Genomic DNA, 19,315 nt, shown 5'->3' with positions numbered 1-19,315 from the left:
ACTTTATACTATTATATTAATTTTATTATCAGTTTCTTCATCACTATCCGGAAGCTTTAAATCAGGGACGCTTTCTTCTGAAAATTCATTTCTGTAAACCTGAATTAAAAGAAGGGTTAAGGAAATGAGAATCGGTCCAAAAATAAGCCCCATAAAGCCAAACAGATTCATACCCATGATAATTCCAAAAACGGTATTTAAAGGATGAATATTTTCTAATTTTTTTAACAGCGTAAACCGCAATAAATTGTCTGTCAATCCCACAATGACAAGACAATAAATAGCTAATCCGATTCCCTGTCCTGTGTTTCCTTCTGCAATCATAAAAATACAGATCGGAACATATACTATTGCCGCACCTACAACCGGGATCATGGAAGCCGCTGCAGTAAGTGCAAAAAGCAGAACAGGACTAGGAGCTCCAAAAATAAAATATCCTACCAAACCCACTAAACCCTGCCCCATCGCAACAACCGGGATTCCGATAGCGTTTGCAATAATCAATTTTCGCATCTTCTCACCAATCAATGACACATTTGCTCTTTTAAGAGGCGCTGAAGAAGATATAATTCTTTCAAAAAACCTGGGCTTTTCCAGCATGAAGTAAAGGATAAAATACATCGATATGACCACTGTAAGCGTATTGAAAGTACCGCTCAGCGCTTTGGTCGAGAACTGCCCAACGTTACTTTTCAGTTTATCCATGTTTTCTTTGCTTAAAATATCAAATCCAACTTTTGAATAAATATAAGAATGTATTTTTTCCAGAAACACATTAAACTTGTCCATATAAGCCTGTGCATTTCCCAGTTTTTCAATCAAAAGATCAGCTATAAAATAAATAGGCAGGATAAGAATAATCAAACTAGCAAGCATTAATACCAAAGAAGAAAGCCAGGGTTTCCATTTTTTTTCCTCCTGAAGATAAAAATTATATTTCCGGCAAACGACATAAATGGTAATCGCGCCCAGTACGGAAGGAATAAAAAGGGCAAGATTAAAACAAATTAATCCCGCTAAAATTAGAATGATTGCAAGTAGGGAAACTTGCTTTATGGCAACACTGCTGATCTGTTTATCTTTATTCATTATTATTTATTGTATGTTATCTGCCTCGGTTTTCCCAAATAAGCACAGTAAGCGGAATACATTACAGTCGTCATGAATGCTCCGGTTAAAAGCACCCCTATACAACATGCCAAAAGACCGCAAAAGCTTAATATGAGCCCTAAAAGTGACACAACAAAGAACGTTCCGTAATTATCTTTTGCAATATTGTATGCTTTTCCCATTGCATCTATTGCCGAAGCATTTTCAAAAAGTAAAACAGGATAGCCCAACAAGAAGAAAGGAAAGACCAAAAAGAACGGAATTCCACACATAGCCAATGCAATTCTTAGCACAACATGCGTAATTAAACTATAAATCAGAATATTTACAAAATTTTGTCTATAACCGATAAACAGATCAGAAAATTCTATCGTCGCTTTATTATTATATTTATTGGTCATGTAGATCAATCCTACATATATTGGAGACAACAGAGCGCCTAAAACTCCTGAAAAAGAATAATACAGGGAAAATCCAGGTGAATAATAATACCTATAATTGGAAATATCACCATCAGAATCTCTGATATTCTCACCAAAACTCCAAAGATTGAATCCTACAAGAGATTCCAGAATTGAATCTGCAATCACATAAATGATCATGCTCACAATAGCGTATAAAAAAATACCTTTATACATTTCGAAGGCATGCGAAATAATAGATCCTGTATCCCGATTGGGTACGGAACCCTGCTGGTCAAATTCGTTAAATTCAGACATGGTTAATATTTTATGATTTATCAAATTTAATTTTTTTTTGATAAAACAAAGGTTAAGTATCTGAAAATTTAACTTTTATCCGTAAAAACAGTTTTATAAAGTGAATAGATCATTGCATTCCAGAATGGAAACGTAAAAAGACCTCCGATAAAAAATACAGCAAAACCAATGTATTTGAAAAGGAAAGCAACAATAATGCATACAAAAATTTCAACAAAATAGCTTTTTAGCACTTTAAAATTTAAAGATATGGCTTCAAAACTTCTTTTGTTGTCAAAGAACATAAGCGGTGCCACGAATAGTGTAATGCAAACCCATACAGTAGGTAAAATAAATGTCCCAAAAACTATCGCATACACCATAAACCAAAATAATGCATAGGATATATATCTGAAAAAATTGAGCCCGTTATATCCGACAAACAGGTCAGAAAGCTCTAATTTCTCTTTCAAATCTATTTTCTTGAAAATCTGGAAAAGTCCAATATTTAAAGGATACAGGAAAACAAGAGTTCCTAAGAATGCATATCTGAAATATAGAGAATTCTCTGTTGCTCCTAATTCTGCAGCTTTTTTAATATACGCTTCTGTACTTATTTTGAAAGCATCCATCAATTCCTGTTGCTGATCCCAAATTCCATATTTAGAGGCAAAGAAAAAAAGCGACGTAAAAAAAACAGCAAAATAAATGATGGAAAACATCAGCTGAAAAACCAATGTCTTATTCCAATAGAAAAAAGCCTGCTTCAAAATAAAATCAATTCCCGGTTTCTGTGGATATTTGTTCTGCATCAAAAAAATTTTGTGCAAAAGTAAACATCAATAATTACTTTTGTCGAATGTTTTCAATGAATCATCAAAAATTTATGGAAATGGACGAACTTTCTCTTCAGAAGGTTCCTTATTTCTTCATCATCGATTTTCTTGGCGAGAATGTGGAGGTCTTTAAAGAAGGCGACATTAAAGAATCTGGTTTACTTATTGATTTTCAAAACTTTTCAAACACAGAAAAGGTCTCAGAACTCAATAAAAAAATGGAATGGATATCTTTTCCGGAAACTCAGGAAAGCTTTGAAAAAGGATTTAATGAAGTTCAGAAAAATATTCGTTTAGGAAACTCGTATCTTGTTAATTATACCCGAAAAACCAAAATTGAAACGAATTTAACACTTGAAGAAATTTTTTATCATTCAAATGCCAAATACAAGGTTTTTTATAAAGATTTTTTTGTATTTTTTTCTCCTGAAACTTTTGTGAAGATTATTGACGGGAAAATCATGACTTATCCTATGAAAGGAACAATTGATGCTTCTTTGGATAATGCCGCTGAAATTTTAAAGAATGATAAAAAAGAAAAAGCCGAGCATTACACCGTAGTGGATTTACTAAGAAATGATCTGAGCATGGTAGCTGATGATGTGAAAGTAGATAAGTTTCAATACATTGATTTTATAAAAACACAACAAAAAGATTTATTTGCCATGAGCTCTGAAATTTCAGGACTTATAAAACCTGAGTTTAATGGAAAGGTAGGCAGCATTATGAAAACACTCCTTCCCGCCGGCTCTATATTAGGCGCTCCCAAACCCAAAACTTTAGAAATCATCCTTAGCGCGGAAGGATATACAAGAGGATATTACACAGGAGTTTGCGGCTGGTTTGATGGGAAAAACCTTGACAGCTGTGTAATGATACGTTTTATTGAGAAGGAAGGTGAAAATCTTTATTTCAAAAGCGGAGGCGGAATAACGCACATGAGTACATTAGAAGACGAATATCAGGAAATGAAAAACAAAATATATGTCCCAATTCATTGAGAGCATTAAAGTAGAAGATCAGGAAATTTTTCTTCTGGAATTTCATCAAAAGCGTATCAATCAGACTTTTTCACATTTTGGAAAAGAAGGCTCTATTGATCTGAAAAAAATATATAACCATCTTGAACATGATGAGGATGGCCTTTTCAAGCTTAGACTCGTGTATGATCTTGATAAAAAAGTGCGTACCCAGATGATTCCTTATGCTATTCCCGAAATAGCCGATTTTCAATTGGTAGAAAACAACAGCTACGATTATTCTTTCAAGTTTGAGGACAGAAAAGAGCTCGACAAGATGAAAATGAAAGCTAAAGCCGAAGAAATCATTATTGTAAAAAACAACCATATTACAGATACCTCTTTCTCTAACCTTCTGTTTTTGAAAGGAAAAGACTGGTTTACCCCTTCTACCTATCTCCTGAACGGAGTACAAAGACAAAATTTACTGAAACATAAAAAAATAAAAGAGACAGAGATCACTCTCCAAAACATTAAACAGTTTTCGCACTTTCAGCTGATTAATGCTCTGAATGATTTTGATGATATGTTTGTCTATCCTATCGACAGAATTATCAATCTTCCCGACAATGAAGAATATCTGGATATCTAAAATAAAAAGCCTCAGTATTTTAAAATCTGAGGCTTTTTATTTAGGTATGTTTATTCTTCTTTCATAAATTCAAAATAAGCTTTCAGAATATCTGCACTGTTTTTTCCGTATGTATTGACTTCCAAAATTTTCGGTTGCGTATCTGCTTTGAAGAAATTCTCCATTACTCTGTCAAGGGTAAGCTCATCTTCAACTCTGATATAAGAAAAACCAAAATGCTTGGCTAAATGTTCTGCATTCTTATGGTGTTTTGTAGCGATAAATTCATCTAACGTATTGGGATTTGCATTTCCGGGCCCCGGAATGATTTTAAAGATATTTCCTTCGCCGTTATTAAAAATAATCACTCTTACAAATGGAGGAATATATTGATTCCAAAGTCCGTTGATGTCATAGAAGAAGCTCAAGTCTCCCGTAATCAGTAAAGTCGGATTAGCATTTTTAATAGCAAAACCCATTGCTGTAGAAGTAGAACCGTCAATTCCACTGGTTCCTCTGTTACAGTAAATTCTATTTTTCCCAAAATCAAACAGCTGTGCATATCTTATTGCCGAACTGTTACTGAAATGGATATTATAATTCTCCGGAATCGTTTGAGAAGCTTTATTAAAGAAATAGAAATCCGAAAAATCGATCTTGTTCAGAAACAACTCATGTTTGGCATCCTTTTTATCCCTCAAAACATCCCAAAGATTGTAATAAGGTTTAGGCTCAAGGCTGACAAATTTCAAGAGTTTGGCAAAGAAAACTTCAGGTTTTACTTCAATTTTTTCAGTTAAAGAAAAATAAGTATCCGGCTGCCAAACCTCATCCAGATGCCAATGCTGCTTCGGATGTGCGTTTCTTAAAAATTGCTTTACTTTTTTTGATACGACATTCTGACCTACTGTAATCAACAAATCCGGAGCATAGGTTTTATAATCTTGCTCCGTGAAATTAAAAATATAACGGTCAATATGTTTAAAGAATTTTTCGTGATGCAGATTAGAATTAGCCTCACTCAATACCACTACAGAATGATTTTTGACCAATTGCGTCAGCTGATTTTCCAATTCAGGGCTGTAATCTCTTGTTCCTACCAAAAGCATAATTCGTTGAGAGGTATTCCAGTCTGCAATTAAATTGGATGGAATCTCATATTCTTTGTGCTTAATTGTTTTTTCCACTGTCGGAAAAGTAGGAAGCTCAGAAACCAATTCATATAATGGTTCTTCCAAAGGAATATTAATGTGAACCGGACCTTGTTTTTCAAAACAAAGCTCAATTGCCTTTTTAATGGTTTCAAAATTCTGGTCTTCTGCGTTTTCCTTGCTGTCCTCCAAAAGCTGAAAATCGCCATATGAATGCTGATGAAAAATATTGTTCTGTCTTATGGTCTGTCCGTCAAAAAGATCTACAAAATCCGTAGGTCTGTCAGCCGTTAAAATCAACAGAGGAATATTCTGATAAAATGCTTCTGTAATGGCAGGATAATAATTGGCCGCAGCAGATCCGCTTGTACAGGTAATAGCAACCGGCTTTTTCTCACTCTTTGCCATTCCCATTCCTACAAAAGCAGCACTTCTTTCATCTACAATACTGTAACAATGGAAATTATCCATTTCTGAAAAATGAATCGCCAAAGGAGCATTTCTTGATCCCGGAGAGATAACTACGTCTGAAATTCCATATTGTTGAAGAAGGTGTGCGAGTATCTGAATACTTCTTTTAGAAGAATATTTTTTCATACGACAAATTTAATTCATAATTACTTAACTGTAAAATGATTTGGGAGGTGTTTTGGTTTTCATACAATTAAATGTATTAATGCTCAGTATTGGCTAAAAAAAACAAAGCGTTTTCGATACCGATTATTCCATTCGAACCCAACACCTTAAATTTCACAAATATTGATAAGAAAAATACCAAATTTCATATATTTACATAAAAAAATATCACGATGGTGAGATTTTTATTACTTTAAATTCATTATTTACAAGCAAATCAAAAACTAGACTATGAAAAAAGTTTACTATCTCCTGGCAATGTTGGGATCATTTCAATTTCTGCACTCACAAAGCAACCTTTGTGTAACTGATATATCTTTTAAATATTACACATTATCTATATTTACTAATGATGGAAAAATCTATACTTGGGGGCAAAATCCTTATGGACAGGTAGGAAATGGAACAACTCAAACTCAAAATACCCCGTGGCTTCGCCCGACAACACCAAAATTCGTTAATATATATCCCTCCATCAATCATGCGGCTGCAGTAAGTGATGATGGGAAAATATATACCTGGGGCAGAAACGACAGAGGAGCGTTGGGAGACGGTACAATCATAAACAAATTAACCCCAGTACAAGTAGGCTCTAGTACTGATTGGGTGAAAGCACAAGCCGGAAACGCCCATACTATTGCACTGAAAAACAACGGAACTCTTTGGGGATGGGGAAATAATTCTGCATGTGAACTTACAAGTGCTGAAGCAGCTCCATATCCAAATGATTTTTATAAACAGCCTGTACAGCTTAGTCCTGATAACGATTGGATTGACATCGCTTCCGGAGGCGCCAGAACTTTTGCCATCAAAAGCAATGGAACTCTTTGGGGAAGAGGCAGAAATGACAAATTCTCCGTTGGAGCTCCACTTTTGGCCAATGGAACTTGCGTTGTTAATTTAACCCAAATAGGAACAACGGCAGATTGGAAAAAGGTTTCTTCATCTGTGAATGATTTTACACTTGCGATAAAAACAAACAATACCTTATGGGGATGGGGTGACAATATTGATGGTGCCGTGGGAAATGGAACTAGCCAACTCGTACAAACTCCCGTGCAAATTGGGAACGATACCTGGAAAGACGTAGCAGCGGGCACATCTTATACAATAGGAATAAAAAGTAATGGAACTCTCTGGGGATGGGGAAGAGGCTGCTGGGATACATCTGGAACAATAGTTGTACCGCCTAATTCGCTTTCTCCTGTACAGGTTGGCACAGATTCTAACTGGGTAAAAGTCGCTGCTGGAGGCTGCGGCAATTACGCCTTAAGAGCAGACAATACTGTTTGGGCGTGGGGAGGCGTATTTAATAATGGAGTATATACCTCTTACACTACTCCTACACTCATTTTTCAATGTGAGTCACTCTCTACCTCTGAAAATGATAAAGAATTATCCAATCTTGTATTATACCCAAATCCTACTGTAGATAAAATTTCATGGGCACAAAATATTCCTATTGAAAAAGTTTCTATCTACGATATGAGTGCGAGAAAAGTATTATCAGAAAACGTATCCGGAAGTTCCGTGAATGTTTCACACCTCACAAAAGGCACTTATATGATAAGACTTGAAAAGAAAGATAAAACGTTCTATAATTCAAAATTCATTAAAAAATAAGAATTAAAGAAGCTTATTTTTACTTGCATAACATCGAACCTCCCACTATTTCATTAACATAAATGAAAACATAATTGTATGTAAAAAATCTGTAATTTAGCAACTCGTAAATTTCTAAAAATGGATAAAATACCTAGTGTAGACCTGCGTGATTTCCTTTCGGGTGAACCGGAACGCAAACAGAAATTTGTAAATGAAATCGGAAAAGCTTATGAAGAAATCGGATTTGTTGCCTTAAAAGGGCACTTCTTAGATGATAAGCTGGTAAGTGAATTGTATGGAGAAGTTAAAAACTTTTTTGAACTTCCAACGGAAACGAAACAGAAGTATGAAATTCCGGGAATTGGTGGACAAAGAGGTTATGTAGGATTCGGAAAAGAAACCGCAAAGGGTTTCAAAAAAGGAGACTTGAAAGAATTTTGGCATTTCGGGCAGTATCTGTCTGATGATTCAAAATACAAGAGCGAGTATCCTGATAATGTAATCGTTGATGAACTGCCAAAATTCAACGAAGTAGGTAAGGAAGCTTATCAAATGCTTGAGAAAACAGGTCAGTATGTTTTGAGAGCTTTGGCACTGCATCTTGGACTGGATGAATTTTATTTTGACGACAAAATTGCAGAAGGAAATTCAATTTTAAGACCTATTCATTATCCTCCAATCACAGAAGAGCCAGATGATGCTGTAAGAGCAGCTGCGCACGGAGACATCAACTTAATAACTCTTTTAATGGGAGCTCAGGGAAAAGGCCTTCAGGTTCAAAATCATAAGGGAGAATGGATTGATGCGATTGCAGAACCGGACGAATTGATGATTAACGTTGGAGATATGCTTTCCAGACATACCAACAACAAATTGAAATCTACCATTCATAGAGTGGTAAACCCGCCAAGAGAATTATGGGGAACTTCAAGATATTCAATTCCTTTCTTTATGCATCCAGTAAGTGGAATGTCTTTAAATGCTCTTGAAAATTGTGTAGATGAAAACAATCCTAAATTGTACGAAGACACTACTGCAGGAGAATTTTTACATGAAAGATTAATTGAATTAGGATTGATCAAAAAATAACAAATAATGAAACGGGTATTTTACCCGTTTTTTTTTAATTAAAGTTTTTCTTCCACAATCTTTTTGTATTTTTCAAAACTCACTCTTACCAAGTTTTTTTACAAGCTTTTGTATACATTAATTTTAATTATTGAACAAAATTTAATTACAAAATATTCCACATTTGTTTGAGTTATTAGTTTTTTGATTACCTTTACGTTAGTATCAAACTTTTAACTAAAACAATATGAAAAATTTAAAGAAATTAAACAAAAGCCAACTAAAAACGATTACTGGAGCAGGAGGAATCAAAACACCTACAGAACCTGAATTTTGCATGTATGCATGTCCGGATGGGACAATTGTTTGCGCTGCATGTAGCGACGACTTCAAATGTCCGGATAATTCAATCTAATTGAAATTCAATACGCTTAATAAAAAGAAACCGTTCCTTTGGAGCGGTTTTTCTTTAATGTTTTTGAATTGTCAGGACCAGCCAAATCTGTTTTAACTTTGATAGCCTAATAATTTTCTTATCTGATAGAATATCCTTTCAATGAGCCTTAAATCTTTCGTTACGATTTCAGCATTTCCTCTTAATTCTTTATCAAATTTTAAAGTTTTATTGTATGATGTTTTCAGTCCTTTAGAGAGAATAACATCTACATAATAATTCCCTTCTGCATCCGGAATAAGTGAAATATTTTGAACTTTACCTTCAATAATACCAAACTCCTGATAAGGATAATTATCAAGCTTTATTAATACCTTTTCTCCTGCGATAATTTTTCCTGAATTCACTGTAGGTACAGACATTCTCCCTACCAAAGCTTCCTTTTTATCCGGTAAAATAGAAACAATAGGATCTCCGGTTTTTACAAACTGATTAACACCAAAAAACTGTTGAAAGCTGGCAACACCATTAGTTGAAGAAGTAATAAGATAGGTTTGCTCCCATTGTTTTAAAGACTTCCTAAGCTGCTCAAACAATTGCAAAGTCTGAGAAGAATAGTTTATTTTATCTTTTTCGGTATTAATAGCTGTACCGCTTTTTGTCTTGTTTAGATTAGAAATACTTTCCTCCATTTGGGATATGGAAATATTGATATTCTCTAAATTCTGTTGGGCCTGAAGATATTTTATTTTTTCATTTTCCAATTCTACCGCCGCAATAACCCCCTGATTAAAAAGCTTTTGAGACCGTTGATAATTTTTCTTTGTAAGTGTATATTTTAAGGTCTCAAGGTTTTTTTGTTGTTTTAAAGTAGAGATCCTGCTTCTAGATTCTACAATACTCTGATTAGCCGCCAAATTTTCAGGAGCGTAAGGCTGAAGTCTGGTAAATAAATTCTCATCCTGAAGAGCTTTTGCAAAATTATTATACTCACCCTGAAGTTCTCCTAATTTGAAGTAAGAACTTTCATGCACCGGAAAAGATGATAAATGATTTGAAGCAATGGTATCCACGATCTTTTTAAGCTTTAGGATATCCTCATAATTTGCCGCCGATTGTAAAACCATAAGAATATCACCGGTTTTAACTTTCTGATGATCTCTTATAAATATTTTTTCAATTTTTGAACTGCTTCTCGCTTCAATTTTCTCCGGAGGATTTTGAGAAGTCACTACAATAGGGGCCGGAACGAATTCAGGATATTTGATGATATAACTCATCATCAATATCATTATTAATATGGTGAGAAAAATTGTGTTTCCCCATCGGATCATCCAATGAGGAGGCTGTGTAAGAATATCCTGAACGCTCTCCGAGCGTAGTTCTATATTGTCTAAAACGTCTTTTTTAGTTTCCAAGTTCCAATTGATTTTTTACAAGTCTGTAATATTCTCCTTTCAAAGCCACCAATTCAGCATGACTTCCCTCTTCTACTACTTTTCCCTTATCCAATACAATAATTTTATCGGCATGCTTCACAGTAGATAATCTGTGCGCAATAACAACCGCAGTCTTCCCTTTGAAAAACTGTTCGAGATTCTCCATAATTACCTTTTCATTATTTGCATCCAACGCACTTGTAGCTTCATCAAAGAAAATATATTCCGGAGATTTATACACCGCTCTGGCAATAAATAATCTCTGCCTTTGTCCTCCACTAATTCCCACTCCTTCATTACCAATTTTAGTATTATAACTGAGAGGCAAACTTTCAATAAATTCTTTAATGTTTGCAATTTCTACAGATCTTCTCAGTTTTACTTTATCCACATAGTCTTCTCCCACCGCAATATTATTGGAAATCGTATCATTAAATACATATCCTTCCTGCATTACCACACCACACTGATCTCTCCAGAACCTAGGAGAAATATTTCCCATTTGGGTATTGCCTATTCTTATCTCCCCTTCATTGGGTTCATAAAACTTCATTAATAATTTCAGGAGTGTAGTTTTCCCACTTCCACTGGCTCCAACAATAGCTGTAGTTTTTTGATAAGGAATACTTAAGCTCAAGTTTTCAAAAACATATTGATCTGAACCAACATATCTGAACGACATATTCGAAATTTCAATATCCTGTTGAGGAATTTCTGTCACATATTGTTCGTCCTTATTTTCTTCATCCTCTTTATCATGAATCTCTCCTAATCTTTCAAGGGAGATTTTGGCATCCTGAGTTTGCCTGATAAAGTCAATTAATTGCATCAAAGGACTATTAAGCTGCCCAATAATGTACTGTACTGAAAGCATCATCCCTAAAGTTAGGTTTCCTGTCAGTACAAGTTTAGCAGATAAAAAGCTTATCAGAATGTCTTTCATCTGGTTGATAAAATTTCCTCCTACTGACTGCCATTGTTCCAATGATAAAGATTTTATTCTAAGCTTAAACAGTTTTACCTGTAAAAACTCCCAATCCCATCGTTTTTGCTTTTCGGCATTGTGCATTTTTATTTCCTGCATTCCATTAATAAGCTCAATAACTTTGCTTTGCTCCTGAGAAACCTGAGAAAATCTTTTATAATCAAGCTCTTTTCTTTTTTTAAGAAAGAATGTTATCCAGCCTATATACAATGCAGCTCCAATAAAATATACAATAAACAGCCTGTAATCATAAAATAGCAGAACAATACTGAAAATAATAAGATTGACCAATGAGAACAAAGTGTTTAGCGAAGAACTGGTCAGCAACTGTTCAATCCTGTGATGGTCATTGATCCTCTGCATAATATCTCCCGTCATTCTGGTATCAAAGAAACTGATAGGAAGTTTCATTAATTTGATAAAGAAATCTGAGATAATGGAAATATTTATCCTTGTCGAAAGATGGAGCAAAATCCAGCTTCTGATAACCTCAATTCCCATTCTTCCCAGAAAGAGCATAATCTGAGCTAAAAGTATAATATAGATAAAACTCAGATCTTGATTCTGAATCCCGACATCTACAATACTTTGAGTCAGGAATGGAAGAATAAGAGAAAGTAAACTCCCCGCCAACAATCCCATCGCCAACTGTATAACAAGCGATTTATATTTTAAAAGATATTTTGAAAGAAAAGAGAAACTGGCCTTACTTTCCTGATCATCAAATTCGGTTTGAAAGAATGCCGGTGTTGTTTCAAGAATAAGTGCTATCCCTTCTTCTGTTTTCTCATTGGCATTTTCTCCAATCCATCGTGTAATAAATTCTTCTTTTGTGTAAGAAATAAGTCCGTAGCTTGGATCGGAAATATATACATGGTTGTTTTTATCAATTTTATAAACGACAACAAAATGATTTTTATTCCAGTGAACAATACAAGGAAACGGAACCTCAACGGCCAGCGTTTCAAAATCCACCTGAACGCCTAAAGACCGAAATCCCATGTCTTCAGCAGCATCACTTAATCCTAATAAACTACTGCCATCTCTTGTTGTTTCAGATAAATTACGAATTTGTTGCAGAGAAATATTCTTGCCATAATGTTTGCTAATAATCCTGAGACAGGTTGGACCACAATCTTTGGAGTCGGGTTGTTTATAGAAGGGAAATTTTTTTTTCACCGCTTTATATTAAAAAGACTGTATAAAATACAGCCTTAATTTAAGATATTTTTTAAAAGATAATTACCAGATACAATATAAGGTCTGCCCGCAAAATTCCATAGTGTTTGAGCAGCCACTACCTGAATACATTCTACATTCCTCATAAGAAGAATAACAACTACTCGTATCACGAATATCTAGACATATATCAAATCTATCCCCTCCTTTTAAATTTTTAAGATTTTCTCTTGATAACTTTTTTAAATTTTTCATAGTAATTTTAGTTAATTTGTCTCCTACTCTATCAGCTTTTCGGATACCGCTTTGTTTATTTCAAATATAAATGAAATATTTTAATCTTTGTAAACAGTTTTGTTAAAAAAAGTTAAAACCTATGTTAGTACAAAAGTAATTTCCTCATCCTCCATCAATTCACCAATAAAATAATGAATATCTTCCCTATCATATTTATCCGGGAATTGGTAACCATTGATTAAAATAATAGGCGTAAAATTAATTCCCGCATTCTTATTTTCAACAGACATATTGACAACCGGACTGAGATTTTCATGGCTGGATTCAATTCCTGCTTTCTGTCTTACTTTGCTTTCATCCCTTGTCTCAAACCAATACTCAACCAAGTTTACAAACTCCTGTTCAGGCTTATTTTTATAGACATACATAAAATCAGAAATCAATTGAGTGAATTTTTCATTTTTTTCATCTGGAGAATAATTAAACCTCATCTGGACTGAAATATCATCAGGATACTGCTGCAGTAAGTTTTCTACTATCTTGTGAGCTCCTTTACAGAATCCACAATACGGATTAGAAACAACAGAAAGATGAAGTTTAGCTTCCTTATTTCCGACGAAAAAAGTATTGTTATCTGTAAATTCAACTCTTTCTTTATCTAAAAGTTCTCTTTTAAAAAGATCATAGTTTCTTTTAAATCTAAGGTTTTTAGCATTGGATTTTTTAAGCTCTTCTTTTTGATTCAGTAAATTATTGAAAAAAGCCGTTGTAAAAAACAATGAAGCAAACACTATAGCACTGATAAAAATGATTGCCAAAGAAACTCCCCAGCTAAAATATACCGAACTTATTGCAATCTGAGACAACAAAATAAATATGATCAAAAAACAAACTCTACAGAAAGATTTCTCTACAAACAACTGAATATACAAAGAGTACAAAATTACAAATGCAGAAGCTAAAGCTGTAATTCTTAAAACAAACTGTGCGTCAGGAAAAATAAGTCCCATAAAAGTAATCCCTAAGAAATACACCAGACTGAAATCTGACAATTTTAATCCCAAAACATTAGTCTTATCAGAAGAAAAAATCTTTGAACATGCACTTTGAGTAGAACTTTTGGCTCCTGCTCCACAAATATTATTCACGATCACAGATTCCTGTCCGAATTTTTGATTAAAAAGCTCCAATGAAATATAAACTCCCGCTAAAGACAATATATTAAAAACACTTTCATACCAGCTAAACTGAAGCAAAGAATATAAAATAATTAATCCGAATATAGAATAAATAACGGGCTTAAAATTGAAGGATGAATTCGATTTTGCGGCTTCTGTTTTTTCAAAAAGAAGTATAAAATCACTTGAATTCTTATAAAGCTCTTCTTTTGTTACATTTTTTATCTTATCAGAATATACCGTAAACTGATCTCCCTTTTTTTTCACCAAAGAAAAAGAATTGTCAACCACAGCTATATATTCTTCCGGAAGTTCATCCCAATATTCTTTATCTAGTTCATAGGCATCATTCCTCAATCCCAAAAAGTTTAAGGTATCACTGAAAGCCAAAGCTGACGGATAATTAGGATGAGAGCTAAACTGAAAATAAAATTCTTGCTTATCAAGCTTGAAATAGTCTATTAGTTTTTCAAAATTCATAAATAGTTCTGTAATTTATCATGGTATAATATTACTTCTGTCCTATCTCATTCAAGAAGTACATCGGATAAATATACTGCTTTCATTCAAAATATTTCCAAAATAAAGGAATTATTCTGTGTTAATTTTAAGAAATTTGAGTAAATAATTGATTTTGAATAAATTTAGAACAACCTCAACTGCTGCTCCTTAGTTCCGGTAAAGTTTTCGGTAGATAATTTTGGGAACTCTTTCCCATCAAAAAACTTCTTTCGGCCGATTTTAAAAGTATTATGAATCATTTCAGCAATATTTCCATCTCCTTTTTGTCTGTCGAAATATCATTTTTCTCCAAGCTTCCCTCCTCTCATTGACCGAATAAGGTTTAAAACTTTCTGAGCACGATCAGGAAAACAGGTTTCGATCCAGCGCACAAATACTGGTTCTACAGTATCATTTAACCGTACCAAAGTATATCCAAAGCTGTTAGCTCCTGCTTCCGAAATAACTTTTAAAATCGATAAAGGTTCGTCACTATTCAATCCGGGAATAATGGGAGCGACCATTACATTCACGGGAATATGATTTTCAGAAAGAATTTCTACAGCTTTCAGTTTGTTTTTCGAAGAGCTTGTTCTGGGCTCCATTTTTCTTCGCAGATCTTCATTTATGGTTGGAATACTCAATGAAACCGAAACCAGATTTTGTTCGGCCAAAGGCTTTAGAATATCCAAATCCCGCAAAACCAAAGCATTTTTTGTCAGAACATTTACAGGATGTCTGTAACCCAAACAAACCTGTAACATCTTCCGGGTAATTTCAAATTGCCTTTCCGCCGGCTGATAACAATCCGTATTTCCTGAAAGCAAAATAGGCGCAGGTTTATATCCTTTTTTACGGAAAAATTTTTCCAGAAGCTCAGGAGCATTTTTTTTGACCATGATCTTTCTTTCAAAATCAATTCCGGCACTATATCCCCAATATTCATGAGTAGGCCTTGCAAAACAATAAGAACATCCATGTTCACACCCCTGATAAGGATTCATAGAATATTCCATCGGTAGATCTTCACTTTTCACCTGATTTACAATAGTCTTCGGAAACACTTCGGTAAAAGTTGTTTTTACCATTTCGAAATCCTCATCATCAGGTTCAAAGGTATATCTGTCGAAACGATTGATAACATTTCGCTGTGCACCCTGACCTTTTATACTATTTTCGTTCTGCATTTCAAATGTAAAATTAGAATGGAATTTTCTGAAAATAATGAGTTTTAACACTAAAGTTTTCCACAAAAAAACCGACCCTTTCAAAAGGACCGGTTTTAAACATAATTTAAATATATTCTTTTACTACTTCAATGCATAAAATTCTACTCCATGATAATCTTCATCATGATTTTTTCCATCAAAATGTCTGTGATAATCTGAGTAGATATCATTATATTTTTTATCCTTTTTAGTCAATATTTTTTTAATTCCGATAAAACTCAATACTGCCAAAAAACCAACTCCTCCTGCCAGTAATACTCCAACTTCTTTTTTCATATTCTGTTATTTAATTTCTATATATTCATTACAAAAAGCATACCTATTATTATTTTTCAAATTATAAATTTTGTTAACATTGGTTTTGGCACAAATAGTCATATTACAGGTATAAATGGTTTAATTCTTGTAGTGATTATGAAAAAACATTATGGAAAACGCAGACAATATAGACAGAATGGTGACACTGAGCCAGGTAATGGAAAAACTGAGACAAAGAGGAATTGACAAAGAACTGAGAATGAATGATCAGGGAGAAATGAAGTTTGAAGACTCAGAAAAAAAATATGAATCTTCAGAATTGGTCATCTTAAAAACTTACCGTTTTGAGGGAGACAGCAACCCGGACGACAACGCCGTACTCTATGTAGTAAAAGACAATATGGGAAATCATGGGATGATTATTGATTCCTACGGAGCCGACAGCAATTATCCTGGTGAAGAATTCGATAACTTTTTAAGAAGTATTCCTGTAGAAGAAATTGACGATTATAATTTTTAAATATATATAAAACTCCTGAAACTATTCGGTTTCAGGAGTTTCTTTTTTCTTAAAGACATTCTTTAAAAAGCCTTTTTTCTTTTTAGGCTGGGCGTCATCATGTTGCTTTTGGTCTTTTGCATTTTTAACCTCCTGCTTTAATTCATTTACAGAACTCTTCATGTCTTTAACTGCAGAAACCGCCTTCTTTACTGTTGTCTCGGTCTTATCAACATTCCTACCAATCAGCGTTTTTTTCAGCCCATCTTCAATTCCTCTCCAGAAAAGATTAAAGAACGATTTTGTAGGATCTCTTTCTACATTTTCAACCGTTACTTCTTCAGGAAATTTACCTGAGTCTGATTTTATAAATAAATTGGCAACTGCCGTCAGAACACCTTTTTTCTCATGATTTTTCTTATCCAGAATGGCAATCTTCAAATCTTTATGCTTTAAATTAAAAGCTCCGTTTATCCCTTTAGGATTTCCTTTAAAATTAAAAAGCATCTCATGAATAGTCCCTGAAGTTGCCGTTACATGCAGATAAGGCCTAATGAAAGGATTGATTCCCTGAACAGGAAGATTAGTGGTTCTTCCGGAAATAGCAAAAACATCATTTGAATTGGCAACATCGAAATTCCAGTTAACGGCCAAGGGTGACAGGTTCATGAATGAACAGTTGATCTTAATATCTACTCTTGTCGGTTTTCCTTTTGTTTTAGCTGAATTCAGATTTTTGACATTCATATTGAAATTACTGAAAGTCAATTTTCCGGGACCTGCACTTTCAGGCGTATCTTCTTCGTATACCAAGACCGAATTTTTTACATCTAAATTATGTATTTGTAGCGGAAACTTAATACTTCTAAGCATTTTGGAATACAACGCTTTTTCCTTCGGATCATCTTTGGGTATTTTGCTTCGGAAAATATTGGCATCTGCGGACTGAACATTCACATTAGAAGCGTTGATGAACTTATTCTGAGAAAACAAGTTCCAGTTTCCAACCGCTGTGATCTGTTTTGCCGTTATGTCATATAAATCTCTTTCAACCGGGATCATTTTAATAAACTGAGCTCTTGAAACAAGGGGCTTCATGGCAAACTGATCAATTTTAACTTTATTATTCCCAAATTCAACATTTGCCACAGACATATGATAAAATTTGGTTTTGTAGGTAAAATTTTTAGTTGAAAACAAATAATTTTTCACATCAGCCCCCAATCCTGTTCCGTCAGATTTTTGCTTGATTTCCAAATGATTTAAAGATGCATTCAAATCATTAAACTTTAAAGGCTGATTTCCTTTATCATACACAACATTTGAGTTTTTAACCGTCACTTTCTTTATTGTAAGAGGAAACTGAATTCCTTTTATCTCTCCCTTTTTAGGAACTGTTTTTTTCTTTTCTTGTGCCTTAAAGACTCCATTGACACGGTCGACCAAAATTTCATTGATTTCAAGATTGAGTTCTTTATCGATTGTTTCCCATTTATTTATTGTAACGGCAAGTTGATTTAATTTCAAATCTGTAGCCGTTTCAGGAGAGGTGATTGCAATATTTCTGAATTCCCCTTTTTTAGGATTTAATCCGAAGCTTTCACAAATAATATGTTCAGCATTGAAATAGGCAATATCTTTTCCTGTGATATTAAAGTCACTGTATCGGATAGGAATGGTTTCTTCCGAAGTATCTTTACTGAATTTCAATTCATTAATATTCAGATTTAATTCTTTTGCTGAAAAAAGCTTATTTCCATCTGGTTTTATAATCTGAACAGTAGCATGATCCATTTTTACCCCATTGAGATCCACCTCAAAATTGAAAGGCTTTTTATTGCTGGGCTTTGTTGCTGAATTTGTATAAACAGTCAGATTAGGATGATAAAAAAACGCTTGAGAAAGTGAGATAATATTTTTCTTTAAAATAACATCCTTAAAATCCATTTTAGGAATACTGAACTGAAAAAGCTGTTTTTTCTGAGGATAGCTTTGCTTAAACTGATCAAAGGTAACAAGCGGATCCAACCTGAAATTTTCTACCGACATCTGTCCGTTTGACGTGGTGATCTTATCTATTCTAAGGGCATACATATTATCCGGCCGGAAGAAAAAATTCTTTCCTTTAATGCTATAGCTGTCAAACACTACCGGAAGTTTATTCTCCACCGATTCTTCTGTCATCTGCAGATTTTCAACATACAGATCCAGCTGTTCTATTTTCAGAAACGGCTGCCTTGTATATTTAAAAATTGTAATTTCTCCTTTATTAATTCTGATATTCTCAAACATCACCGGATTTTTCTTTTTTCCGGTCTTTTCATCAACGGGTTTAGCAAGAATAATATTCAGATTGGGATTACCTAGTAAAAGATCTGTAGAACTTATCCGTTTATTAAAAAAAACATCAAAAATCCCGAAGCGGCTTATTTTTAGTGTATCAATGGTCCCCTGAAGTCCTATCACTTCAGTATTTTGAGGATTTTTGTTATTAACTGTAATTCCGGTTACAAAAATATTTCCGGTGGTGAGATCTACATCTAAGGTTTTATAGGAAACCTTGTAATCCGTATTTTTTTTGATGTAATCAGGAAGTTTGTTTTTAAGCCAAAAATTAAACCCGAAATTAGCAAGCAAAACAATCCCAAGTAGTATTGCAGTTGCGATCAGGAACTTTTTTACCCAGGATTTTTTCATAATTGTGATTTGGTTTTATTTTAAA

Annotated in this window: 16 protein-coding genes and 1 pseudogene; 6 read left to right on the top strand and 11 right to left on the bottom strand. The window is 34.0% G+C overall.

The annotated features are described in order from the left end of the window. Positions 1 to 3: 3 nt before the first annotated feature. The 3 genes from MKS83_RS15345 to MKS83_RS15335 form a co-directional block, all read right to left on the bottom strand. Complete coding sequence (locus MKS83_RS15345) at positions 4 to 1,092, bottom strand: AI-2E family transporter (protein WP_394336980.1); 1,089 nt, start codon at positions 1,090 to 1,092, stop codon at positions 4 to 6. Further along, positions 1,092 to 1,829, bottom strand: coding sequence for a beta-carotene 15,15'-monooxygenase (locus MKS83_RS15340; protein ID WP_240580377.1), 738 nt, complete (start codon positions 1,827 to 1,829; stop codon positions 1,092 to 1,094). Before MKS83_RS15340 ends, MKS83_RS15345 begins: the two co-directional genes overlap by 1 nt. Positions 1,830 to 1,897: 68 nt before the next feature. Further along, on the bottom strand, positions 1,898 to 2,620 hold the full coding sequence (locus tag MKS83_RS15335) for a hypothetical protein (RefSeq protein ID WP_240580376.1): 723 nt from the start codon (positions 2,618 to 2,620) through the stop codon (positions 1,898 to 1,900). A 47-nt stretch (positions 2,621 to 2,667) separates the two neighbouring features. On the opposite strand from MKS83_RS15335, the gene MKS83_RS15330 reads away from it, so the two are divergent. Both MKS83_RS15330 and MKS83_RS15325 read left to right on the top strand, forming a co-directional pair. Continuing rightward, a complete protein-coding gene (locus MKS83_RS15330) occupies positions 2,668 to 3,645 on the top strand; it encodes an aminodeoxychorismate synthase component I (protein ID WP_240580375.1) in 978 nt (325 codons plus the stop codon). After that, positions 3,629 to 4,255 (top strand): aminotransferase class IV, encoded by a 627-nt coding sequence (locus tag MKS83_RS15325; RefSeq protein ID WP_240580374.1) that lies wholly within the window; start codon positions 3,629 to 3,631, stop codon positions 4,253 to 4,255. Before MKS83_RS15330 ends, MKS83_RS15325 begins: the two co-directional genes overlap by 17 nt. A 50-nt stretch (positions 4,256 to 4,305) precedes the next feature. On the opposite strand, the gene menD is transcribed toward MKS83_RS15325, so the two are convergent. Then, on the bottom strand, positions 4,306 to 5,982 hold the full coding sequence (gene menD / locus MKS83_RS15320; RefSeq protein ID WP_240580373.1) for a 2-succinyl-5-enolpyruvyl-6-hydroxy-3-cyclohexene-1-carboxylic-acid synthase: 1,677 nt from the start codon (positions 5,980 to 5,982) through the stop codon (positions 4,306 to 4,308). Between the two features lie 270 nt (positions 5,983 to 6,252). Here menD and MKS83_RS15315 point away from each other — a divergent pair, with 270 nt between their 5' ends. The 3 genes from MKS83_RS15315 (at position 6,253) to MKS83_RS22355 (ending at position 9,109) form a co-directional block, all read left to right on the top strand. Continuing rightward, positions 6,253 to 7,644, top strand: a complete 1,392-nt coding sequence (locus tag MKS83_RS15315; RefSeq protein ID WP_240580372.1) for an RCC1 domain-containing protein — start codon at positions 6,253 to 6,255, stop codon at positions 7,642 to 7,644. Positions 7,645 to 7,764: 120 nt separating this feature from the next. Beyond that, positions 7,765 to 8,715 carry an isopenicillin N synthase family dioxygenase gene (locus MKS83_RS15310; protein ID WP_240580371.1) on the top strand — a complete coding sequence of 317 codons (951 nt, stop codon included), beginning with the start codon at positions 7,765 to 7,767 and terminating at the stop codon, positions 8,713 to 8,715. Positions 8,716 to 8,941: 226 nt separating this feature from the next. Further along, the gene (locus MKS83_RS22355) at positions 8,942 to 9,109 is read left to right on the top strand and encodes a bacteriocin-like protein (RefSeq protein WP_410678719.1); all 168 of its coding nucleotides are present in this window, start codon (positions 8,942 to 8,944) and stop codon (positions 9,107 to 9,109) included. A gap of 92 nt (positions 9,110 to 9,201) precedes the next feature. Here the strand turns inward: MKS83_RS22355 and MKS83_RS15305 are convergent, their stop codons facing one another. The 6 genes and pseudogenes from MKS83_RS15305 to MKS83_RS15285 form a co-directional block, all read right to left on the bottom strand. Continuing rightward, entirely contained in the window at positions 9,202 to 10,506 is a 1,305-nt protein-coding gene (locus tag MKS83_RS15305) for an HlyD family secretion protein (protein ID WP_240580370.1), read from the bottom strand. Then, positions 10,496 to 12,691: a peptidase domain-containing ABC transporter gene (locus MKS83_RS15300; protein WP_240580369.1), complete on the bottom strand. Its 2,196-nt coding sequence runs from the start codon at positions 12,689 to 12,691 to the stop codon at positions 10,496 to 10,498. Before MKS83_RS15300 ends, MKS83_RS15305 begins: the two co-directional genes overlap by 11 nt. A gap of 63 nt (positions 12,692 to 12,754) precedes the next feature. Then, positions 12,755 to 12,946, bottom strand: coding sequence for a bacteriocin-like protein (locus MKS83_RS22350; protein WP_410678717.1), 192 nt, complete (start codon positions 12,944 to 12,946; stop codon positions 12,755 to 12,757). Between the two features lie 119 nt (positions 12,947 to 13,065). Next, the gene (locus tag MKS83_RS15295) at positions 13,066 to 14,586 is read right to left on the bottom strand and encodes a vitamin K epoxide reductase family protein (RefSeq protein ID WP_240580368.1); all 1,521 of its coding nucleotides are present in this window, start codon (positions 14,584 to 14,586) and stop codon (positions 13,066 to 13,068) included. A gap of 164 nt (positions 14,587 to 14,750) precedes the next feature. Continuing rightward, a pseudogene (locus MKS83_RS15290) lies at positions 14,751 to 15,794 on the bottom strand (PA0069 family radical SAM protein). 123 nt (positions 15,795 to 15,917) lie between these two features. After that, the gene (locus MKS83_RS15285) at positions 15,918 to 16,112 is read right to left on the bottom strand and encodes a hypothetical protein (protein WP_100377639.1); all 195 of its coding nucleotides are present in this window, start codon (positions 16,110 to 16,112) and stop codon (positions 15,918 to 15,920) included. A 151-nt stretch (positions 16,113 to 16,263) separates the two neighbouring features. Between MKS83_RS15285 and MKS83_RS15280 the strand changes: the two genes are divergently transcribed. Next, positions 16,264 to 16,614 (top strand): hypothetical protein, encoded by a 351-nt coding sequence (locus tag MKS83_RS15280; protein WP_240580367.1) that lies wholly within the window; start codon positions 16,264 to 16,266, stop codon positions 16,612 to 16,614. A gap of 21 nt (positions 16,615 to 16,635) precedes the next feature. On the opposite strand, the gene MKS83_RS15275 is transcribed toward MKS83_RS15280, so the two are convergent. After that, positions 16,636 to 19,290 carry a hypothetical protein gene (locus tag MKS83_RS15275; protein ID WP_240580366.1) on the bottom strand — a complete coding sequence of 885 codons (2,655 nt, stop codon included), beginning with the start codon at positions 19,288 to 19,290 and terminating at the stop codon, positions 16,636 to 16,638. Between the last annotated feature and the right edge of the window lie 25 nt (positions 19,291 to 19,315).

It is taken from the genome of Chryseobacterium sp. Y16C (assembly GCF_022488405.1).
In the GTDB taxonomy this organism is placed as follows: domain Bacteria; phylum Bacteroidota; class Bacteroidia; order Flavobacteriales; family Weeksellaceae; genus Chryseobacterium; species Chryseobacterium geocarposphaerae.
The sequence above is the reverse complement of the archived record's forward strand: the minus strand, read 5'-3'. Positions and strand labels throughout refer to the sequence as shown.

What these genes read in the sequence shown, in the direction of transcription:
- MKS83_RS15275 (WP_240580366.1), bottom strand. Translation starts at nt 19,290, where the DNA reads ATGAAAAAATCCTGGGTAAAAAAGTTCCTGATCGCAACTGCAATACTA.
- MKS83_RS15295 (WP_240580368.1), bottom strand. Translation starts at nt 14,586, where the DNA reads ATGAATTTTGAAAAACTAATAGACTATTTCAAGCTTGATAAGCAAGAA.
- MKS83_RS15335 (WP_240580376.1), bottom strand. Translation starts at nt 2,620, where the DNA reads ATGCAGAACAAATATCCACAGAAACCGGGAATTGATTTTATTTTGAAG.
- MKS83_RS15325 (WP_240580374.1), top strand. Translation starts at nt 3,629, where the DNA reads ATGTCCCAATTCATTGAGAGCATTAAAGTAGAAGATCAGGAAATTTTT.
- MKS83_RS15310 (WP_240580371.1), top strand. Translation starts at nt 7,765, where the DNA reads ATGGATAAAATACCTAGTGTAGACCTGCGTGATTTCCTTTCGGGTGAA.
- MKS83_RS15315 (WP_240580372.1), top strand. Translation starts at nt 6,253, where the DNA reads ATGAAAAAAGTTTACTATCTCCTGGCAATGTTGGGATCATTTCAATTT.
- MKS83_RS15280 (WP_240580367.1), top strand. Translation starts at nt 16,264, where the DNA reads ATGGAAAACGCAGACAATATAGACAGAATGGTGACACTGAGCCAGGTA.
- MKS83_RS22355 (WP_410678719.1), top strand. Translation starts at nt 8,942, where the DNA reads ATGAAAAATTTAAAGAAATTAAACAAAAGCCAACTAAAAACGATTACT.
- MKS83_RS15330 (WP_240580375.1), top strand. Translation starts at nt 2,668, where the DNA reads ATGTTTTCAATGAATCATCAAAAATTTATGGAAATGGACGAACTTTCT.
- MKS83_RS22350 (WP_410678717.1), bottom strand. Translation starts at nt 12,946, where the DNA reads ATGAAAAATTTAAAAAAGTTATCAAGAGAAAATCTTAAAAATTTAAAA.
- MKS83_RS15340 (WP_240580377.1), bottom strand. Translation starts at nt 1,829, where the DNA reads ATGTCTGAATTTAACGAATTTGACCAGCAGGGTTCCGTACCCAATCGG.
- MKS83_RS15285 (WP_100377639.1), bottom strand. Translation starts at nt 16,112, where the DNA reads ATGAAAAAAGAAGTTGGAGTATTACTGGCAGGAGGAGTTGGTTTTTTG.
- menD (WP_240580373.1), bottom strand. Translation starts at nt 5,982, where the DNA reads ATGAAAAAATATTCTTCTAAAAGAAGTATTCAGATACTCGCACACCTT.